Raw genomic sequence first — 6,598 nt, 5'->3', positions numbered from 1 at the left:
TTCTATACTGAGTTGGGGAATTCTAGTATATCAGACGAACATGTCTTTTTTGTTGCACTTCATTTTACAACGCGGGGTTTCTTTTTTTTAGACGAAAAAGCCTATCTTTCGATAGACTTTGTCATATCATTATGCCTCAAATCCAGTTGCTACTGCTTCAGCAAAGTTTTCTTCTACAACACTTGCACAGTGGTCGCAGATGGTTGCGCCATAACTCCGTTCCACAACACTAGTATCAATGCGTCGGCAACGGTCACACACTTCACCTGCTGCACGTTCTACTGCAAAGGCAACATCATCCACCACAAGTGCATTTTCAGGAGCTGCTTCCGTGGTTACTGTCAAGTTTGAAACGATGAGTAACTGAGCAAGGTCTGCATTCAAGCTCTCCAAGAAGGACTTGGTTTCAGCTGAGACATAGGCAGTCAAATGAGCTTCAAGTGACTTACCAATCACTTTAGCATTACGTGCTTCTTCCAAGGCTTTTTGTGCCTGAGTACGGAAGACCATAAAGTTTTCCCACTCAGCCAAAAGCTGCGCTTCATTGGCAAAGGTTTCCACCTCTGGCATTTCTGCCAATTGTACAAATTCTTCTACTTCGTGTTCCAAGTATGACCAGATCTCTTCTGCCGTGTGTGGCAAAATCGGAGTCAGGAGCTTGGTAATTTTCACCAAGATGTCATAGAAGACTGTCTGCATCTGGCGACGAGAAAGTGATTTAGCACCATCAATGTAGACGACATCTTTGGCAAAATCGAGGTAAAAGGCTGACAAATCAAGTGTTACAAAGTTTACTACAGATTTGTAAATAGCCATGAAATCATAGTTGTCGTAGGCTTCACGGATTTGAGCTACCAACTTGTTAAATTTCACCAAAAGATACTGGTCAACAGAACGAAGTTCTTCGTAGGCTACCGCATCACTTGCAGGATTGAAATCAGAAGTATTGGCAATCAAGAAACGAAGGGTATTCCGGATTTTACGGTAGGTTTCAGAAACCTGTCCAAGGATATCCATAGACACACGGACATCGTTTGAAGTATCAACGGATGTCACCCACAGACGCAAGATTTCTGCACCAAACTGTTTCTCAACATCGCTTGGAAGGATGGTATTTCCTAGGGATTTAGACATCTTCATGCCTTTACCGTCCAATACAAAGCCCTGTGACAAGATAGCTTTATATGGCGCATGACCATTTACAGCAACAGAGGTAATCAAAGACGAGTTAAACCAACCACGGTATTGGTCTGAACCTTCTAGGTAGAGGTCTGCTGGGTAGGCAAGGTTTTCACGGGCGTTCATGACACCATTCCAAGATGAACCAGAGTCAAACCATACGTCCATGATGTCTGTTTCTTTTGTAAATTCGCCATTTGGTGAACCTGGATGGGTGAAATCAGCAGGCAAGAGGTCTTTTGCTTCAGATTTCCACCAGATGATAGACCCATGCTCTTCAAAAAGGGCAGCAACGTGGTCTGTTACTTCCTTGGTCATAATGGCTGTACCATCTTCTGCATAGAAGATTGGAAGCGGCACACCCCAAGCACGTTGACGAGAGATAACCCAGTCACCACGGTCACGGATCATGTTGTAAAGACGCGTTTTACCCCAAGATGGATTGAAAGTTGTTGCTTCGATTTGGTCCAAGATTTCCTGACGGAATTTAGAAACAGAGGCAAACCATTGCGGTACTGCACGCCAGATGATTGGCTTCTTGGTTCTCCAGTCAAATGGGTAGGAGTGATTGATGACTTCACTAGCAAGGAGCAAGTCGCCTAATTTTTCCTTAACCGTTGGTACAACCTTATCATAGAATTGTCCTTCAAAATCAGGACCCGCAGCTTCATTCATCAAGCCACGTTCGTTGACAGTTACAGCAACTTCCAAGCCATATTTGACACCGACATTGTAGTCGTCTTCACCAAATCCTGGAGCCGTATGGACGATTCCAGTACCTGAGTCTGTGGTAACATGGTCACCCAAGATGACCAATTCATCCACTTCTCTATCCCATGGGTGTTCGGTCACGATATATTCAAATTCAGCACCCTTGTGTTTTGAAATCACTTCGAAGGATTCCCAACCAAATTTAACTGCCAAGCTATCAACCAAGGCTTCTGCCAAGACATACTTACGCTCAGAACCAGCTGGTTGAACCAAGACATAGTCAATGTCTGCTCCCATTGTCAAACCGCGAGATGCCGTTACTGTAAATGGAGTCGTTGTCCAGACAACGATGTAGCTATCTGTATCCAAGAGTCCCTTGCCATCTTTGACCTTGTTAGCATAGTAAAGAGATGTTGAGTCAATGTCATGGTATTCGATTTCAGCTTCTGCAAGGGCAGATTCAGATGACCATGACCAGTAAACTGGCTTAGCCCCTCGGTAAATATAACCCTTGTCTGCCATAGCACCGAAAACACGGATTTGAGCTGCTTCATAGTCTTTAGTCAAGGTGATGTATGGATTTTCCCAGTCTGCAGAAACACCCAAGCGTTTAAAGTCATCCCGTTGTTTGTCAACCTGGCTAAGAGCGTAGTCACGGCACATTTCAAGATATTCAACCAGGTCCATTTCCTTGCGTTTGACCCCTTGTTTCGCCAAGACTTGCTCAATCGGAAGACCATGTGTATCCCAACCTGGTACATAAGGTGCTCGGAAGCCTGACATTGACTTAGAGCGAACGATAATATCTTTAGAAATCTTGTTCAAGGCATGCCCAACGTGGATATTTCCGTTAGCGTATGGAGGTCCATCATGAAGATGAAAGGCTGGCTTGCCTGCGTTGAGTTCTTGACGACGGGCATACAAGTTTGCCTCGTCCCAAGCTTTTTGCCATTCAGGTTCACGTGTTGGTAAGCCTGCACGCATTGGAAAGGCTGTTTGACCTAGATTAAGTGTTTCTTTTAATTTCATCATTTCTCCTTTTTTATAGGGTAATTACCATTTTTATTTCATGTCCAGTCATTCCAGCTGACTGGAAACCGAGTTTTTCTAAGATGTACCGCATCTTATGATTGCCGATGACGTAGCTAGTGACTAGCTGGTGGCAAGAAAACGTTTGCCTAGCTAGGACCATTACCTGTCGAATAACCTCCTGGCCGTAGCCCTTGTTTTGATAGGAATTATCAATCAGCAAGCGCCAGAGCAAGACCGTTTGCCTGTCCTTATCTACCGAAAGGAGGACAAAACCGACAATCCTTTTGCCAAGACGAACAGCCAGGGGATAGAGCCTCTCTTCCTCTCGATAAAGCCAAGCTTGAGCAAGCGAATACTCCACCGGAGCCACTTTACGCTTGTCTTCCTCTGCCAGACTTAAATCTAGCACGGCATCAAAATTTTCTTTCGTTACTTCTTCTAATCGTATCATAAGCATCAAAAAAACTCCCGCCAATAAGGACGAAAGTTCGTGGTACCACCTTAGTTTAGACAGAGTTTCCCCTGTCCCTCTACGTTCGTAACGTGAACAGACGTTTTCCCCTACTTGAGTTCAAGGAAAAATACGCAAAATGATAACTCATATTGAGTGAGTACAGGTCTTCCACCGTCACCTGCTCGCTAAACCTATCAATATTCGTTGTGTTTTTGCTTCATCAGTATGTAATTAGTCTGCTGATTGTTCCAATTCTGCTTCAATAGCAGCTGCCTGGCGATTGAGTTCAGCAATTTCTTCAGCTGTAAGCTGGCGAGTATAATCAAGGTTTAACTCTTCCAACTCCACATCTTCATCAATCGCTTTAACCAGGACCTCTCGGAAAGCTTCGTCACTTGTCTGCAAATAAGAAGCCGTTGGTTGGAGAATTTCTTCCCACTCAGCGTTATTTACAAGGGCAAGCTGGCTTTCCAAAGTAGAGCGAAGACGTTGATGGAAAACACGTGTCTTGTTCTTCAACTCCTCAGTCTCTACTGCAACCTTCTTAGCATTGTCTGTCGCCAAACGAAGGATTTCATTTGCCTTCTCTTTGGCTTCGTTGAGAAGATTGTGCGCATCATATTCAGCCTGTTGCTTAATATTAAAGGCGCGCTCTTCCGCTGCTGCTTTTACACGATCAGCTGTATCCTGGGCAATCAAGACAGATTGGCTCAACGATTCCTTCATCTGATCGAAGTAAGTGAGGCGTTCGCGCAAGGCTTTCAATTCTGCTTCGTGCTCTTGCTTCAGACGAACCAATTCCTCATAATCTCTGGTGACAATGTCCAAAAACTCATCAACTTCATCAGCATTATAGCCTCTGAATTTTGTCCCAAAGGTCTTATCTTTTAATTCAAGTGTTGTTAAGGCCATATTTCCCCCTATACTTTTGTCACTTCTATTTCTATTTTAAATTTCCCCTGCTTGGATGTTCCGAGCAGGTCTACCAATCGGAATCTTCCGAAGCCACGCACACTAACCAATTGACCTATTTCAAGAGTTTTTGAGACCTGACTAATTTCAGCATAGTCAACCTTGACCTTGTTTGACTCAATTAGCTTCACAACTGCTGAACGAGATAGTTGAAAAGCAGCAGCTACTAATTTATCCAATCGCAAACTGGAGGCCAGAATGACCCTCTTGTCAACCTGGATATGGTGCTCCAAGCACACTGATTCAGCTGTCCGCATCTTCCATTTTACAGGAACCTTGGCAATCCTTTCAACATCCATTAAGAGAATGGTGCTAAATTTTTCATCAATAAACAGGAGAATTTCCTGATCATTGATAAAAATATCTCCCAGAAATTTCCGCTGAATACCCAAACGATTTAAGAGTGTTCCTAAAATCTGCGAATGACTAAGCTGATGAAACTTTCTGTTAAAATCAACTTCTAAAATCGAAATTTCATAGTCAGCAAACTCTGGCAATTGATCGCTTGTTGAAATAATGAGCCTGCTATATTCCGTCGGAAGATGATGCCCACTCGAATGAGCAAAGAGATTAAACTTCCCGGCAATTGCTTCAGTAATCATGACCTGTCTTGGATTAAGAAAATCTGTCAACCTGTCGATGGAAGTCCTATCTACAAATTGACACATTTCATAAATCCGCTCAACAAAATCTTGCTCCGACTTTTGATAGTGTTGCAGGATGACTTGCCTATCCTTCATAAAATTACCAATCCTATTAGAATTCTCGATAAGATTTGAAGAGACAGATAGGCCACCAAGATAGTGAAATCGAATCCACCAAATTGTAGGTTCAATCTTCTGAACGGTATCAAAATGGGCTCAACAAGCCATCTGATTAGTTGACCAATCCTAGATTGGACAAGAGCTGGAAACCAAGTCATGAGAGCATAAATCAATAAAATGCTTGCATAGACATCAATAGCCTTTAGCAGGATTTGTACTAGTAACCACATGATGTCTTACCGCTTCATATCGAAATCGAACTGCCCGTCCAAATGTTGGCCAGAGTTTACATTTCTCAACTCATCAATATTTACCCGAACATTAACCGGGGTCAATAGCCACATAGAATTGGAAACCTTTTTAAGATTTCCGGCCAAGACTGACCGAGCCCCATCCAGATAATCCAAACATCTCCTAGCTTGCTGCTCTGTCATAAATTGGAAATCAATTAAAATACTTGCATTTTCTAACAATAGATTCACAATCTCAGGTGCATCTTCGTATCGCTTAGGAAACTTAATGTCGATGGTTGTCTTCTTCTCTCTCTCAGGACCATTGATCGCGAGCAATTCTTGCTGCCGTTCATTCAACCGTTGAATATTGGCAACGGATTCCGAAGAATGACTCCCAGTTCCTCTTCTTTTTTCCAATGGTAAAGCCTGCTCTCTTGTAACTTCTTTCTTAGCAACTTGCAATTTGGGCTGTTCATTGGGCATTTGATGGCCGGTTGAATCTTCTAATTCAGCACTATCATCCACTTCAAAGTAGGTGAAAAAATTTTTAAATGTATCTCTGAATGCCACTTTTACTCTCCCTTACTAAAAAATGCTGTCCCAATGCGAACAAAAGTCGAGCCCGCCTCAATTGCTTCCTTGAAATCTCCACTCATTCCCATACTTAATTCCGTAAAAGGCATATTAGGGAGATTCAAATTTGCTAATCTTTCTCTGATTGCGTTTGTTTGATGAAAAATTTGACTGAGCTGTTCTTTATCAGCATTGATAGGTGCCATGGTCATGAGACCGACCAATCTTACCTTATCTAACCTAGCCAATTCAACCAATGCCGGTTCAATCTCTTCCTCGTAAAAACCATGTTTTGATTCTTCTTTAGAAACATTGACCTGTAAAAAGCAGTTGATTGGTTTCTTTGCCCGTTTTTGAATTTCCTCTGCTAACTTAAGAGAGTCTAAGGCATGGAAGTAATCAACAAAATTGATAACATCCTTGACTTTTCTTCTTTGCAGGGTTCCAATCAGATGCCAGCTTACTGCCTGGTCTTGCAGGGCATGGTACTTATCGAGAAACTTGTCCACCCGATTTTCCCCAATATCTGTCACACCAGCTTCAATCAATTCTCTAGTAATAGAGCTGTCAACATACTTTGTGACAGCTATTACCTTTACCGATTCTAATGGGCGACCAGCTTCCAAACAGGCTTGTTCAACTGCTTGGCCCACCCTTGCAACGTTTTCTTTTATGGTCAT

7 protein-coding genes are annotated in these 6,598 nt (G+C 42.8%); all 7 read right to left on the bottom strand.

The genetic code is table 11. The annotated features are described in order from the left end of the window. Positions 1-129: 129 nt before the first annotated feature. The 7 genes from ileS to ACHBID_RS10515 all read right to left on the bottom strand — a co-directional run bounded on the left by ileS (position 130) and on the right by ACHBID_RS10515 (position 6,598). A complete protein-coding gene (gene ileS, locus ACHBID_RS10545) occupies positions 130-2,919 on the bottom strand; it encodes an isoleucine--tRNA ligase (protein WP_394732274.1) in 2,790 nt (929 codons plus the stop codon). Positions 2,920-2,932: 13 nt separating this feature from the next. Next, complete coding sequence (locus ACHBID_RS10540; protein WP_105110228.1) at positions 2,933-3,373, bottom strand: GNAT family N-acetyltransferase; 441 nt, start codon at positions 3,371-3,373, stop codon at positions 2,933-2,935. Between the two features lie 234 nt (positions 3,374-3,607). After that, positions 3,608-4,288 carry a DivIVA domain-containing protein gene (locus ACHBID_RS10535; protein ID WP_105110201.1) on the bottom strand — a complete coding sequence of 227 codons (681 nt, stop codon included), beginning with the start codon at positions 4,286-4,288 and terminating at the stop codon, positions 3,608-3,610. Positions 4,289-4,296: 8 nt separating this feature from the next. Then, positions 4,297-5,088: an RNA-binding protein gene (locus ACHBID_RS10530; protein ID WP_394732272.1), complete on the bottom strand. Its 792-nt coding sequence runs from the start codon at positions 5,086-5,088 to the stop codon at positions 4,297-4,299. Further along, complete coding sequence (locus tag ACHBID_RS10525) at positions 5,085-5,342, bottom strand: YggT family protein (protein ID WP_105110203.1); 258 nt, start codon at positions 5,340-5,342, stop codon at positions 5,085-5,087. Before ACHBID_RS10525 ends, ACHBID_RS10530 begins: the two co-directional genes overlap by 4 nt. Before the next feature lie 6 nt (positions 5,343-5,348). Next, positions 5,349-5,915 (bottom strand): cell division protein SepF, encoded by a 567-nt coding sequence (locus ACHBID_RS10520; protein ID WP_238140793.1) that lies wholly within the window; start codon positions 5,913-5,915, stop codon positions 5,349-5,351. A 2-nt stretch (positions 5,916-5,917) separates the two neighbouring features. Continuing rightward, complete coding sequence (locus ACHBID_RS10515) at positions 5,918-6,598, bottom strand: YggS family pyridoxal phosphate-dependent enzyme (protein ID WP_172009219.1); 681 nt, start codon at positions 6,596-6,598, stop codon at positions 5,918-5,920.

The sequence above is a fragment of the Streptococcus sp. A25 genome, from assembly GCF_043674095.1.
GTDB classification, from domain to species: Bacteria; Bacillota; Bacilli; order Lactobacillales; family Streptococcaceae; genus Streptococcus; species Streptococcus suis_V.
The sequence above is the reverse complement of the archived record's forward strand: the minus strand, read 5'-3'. Positions and strand labels throughout refer to the sequence as shown.

What these genes read in the sequence shown, in the direction of transcription:
- ileS (WP_394732274.1), bottom strand. Translation starts at nt 2,919, where the DNA reads ATGAAATTAAAAGAAACACTTAATCTAGGTCAAACAGCCTTTCCAATG.
- ACHBID_RS10540 (WP_105110228.1), bottom strand. Translation starts at nt 3,373, where the DNA reads ATGATACGATTAGAAGAAGTAACGAAAGAAAATTTTGATGCCGTGCTA.
- ACHBID_RS10535 (WP_105110201.1), bottom strand. Translation starts at nt 4,288, where the DNA reads ATGGCCTTAACAACACTTGAATTAAAAGATAAGACCTTTGGGACAAAA.
- ACHBID_RS10530 (WP_394732272.1), bottom strand. Translation starts at nt 5,088, where the DNA reads ATGAAGGATAGGCAAGTCATCCTGCAACACTATCAAAAGTCGGAGCAA.
- ACHBID_RS10525 (WP_105110203.1), bottom strand. Translation starts at nt 5,342, where the DNA reads ATGTGGTTACTAGTACAAATCCTGCTAAAGGCTATTGATGTCTATGCA.
- ACHBID_RS10515 (WP_172009219.1), bottom strand. Translation starts at nt 6,598, where the DNA reads ATGACCATAAAAGAAAACGTTGCAAGGGTGGGCCAAGCAGTTGAACAA.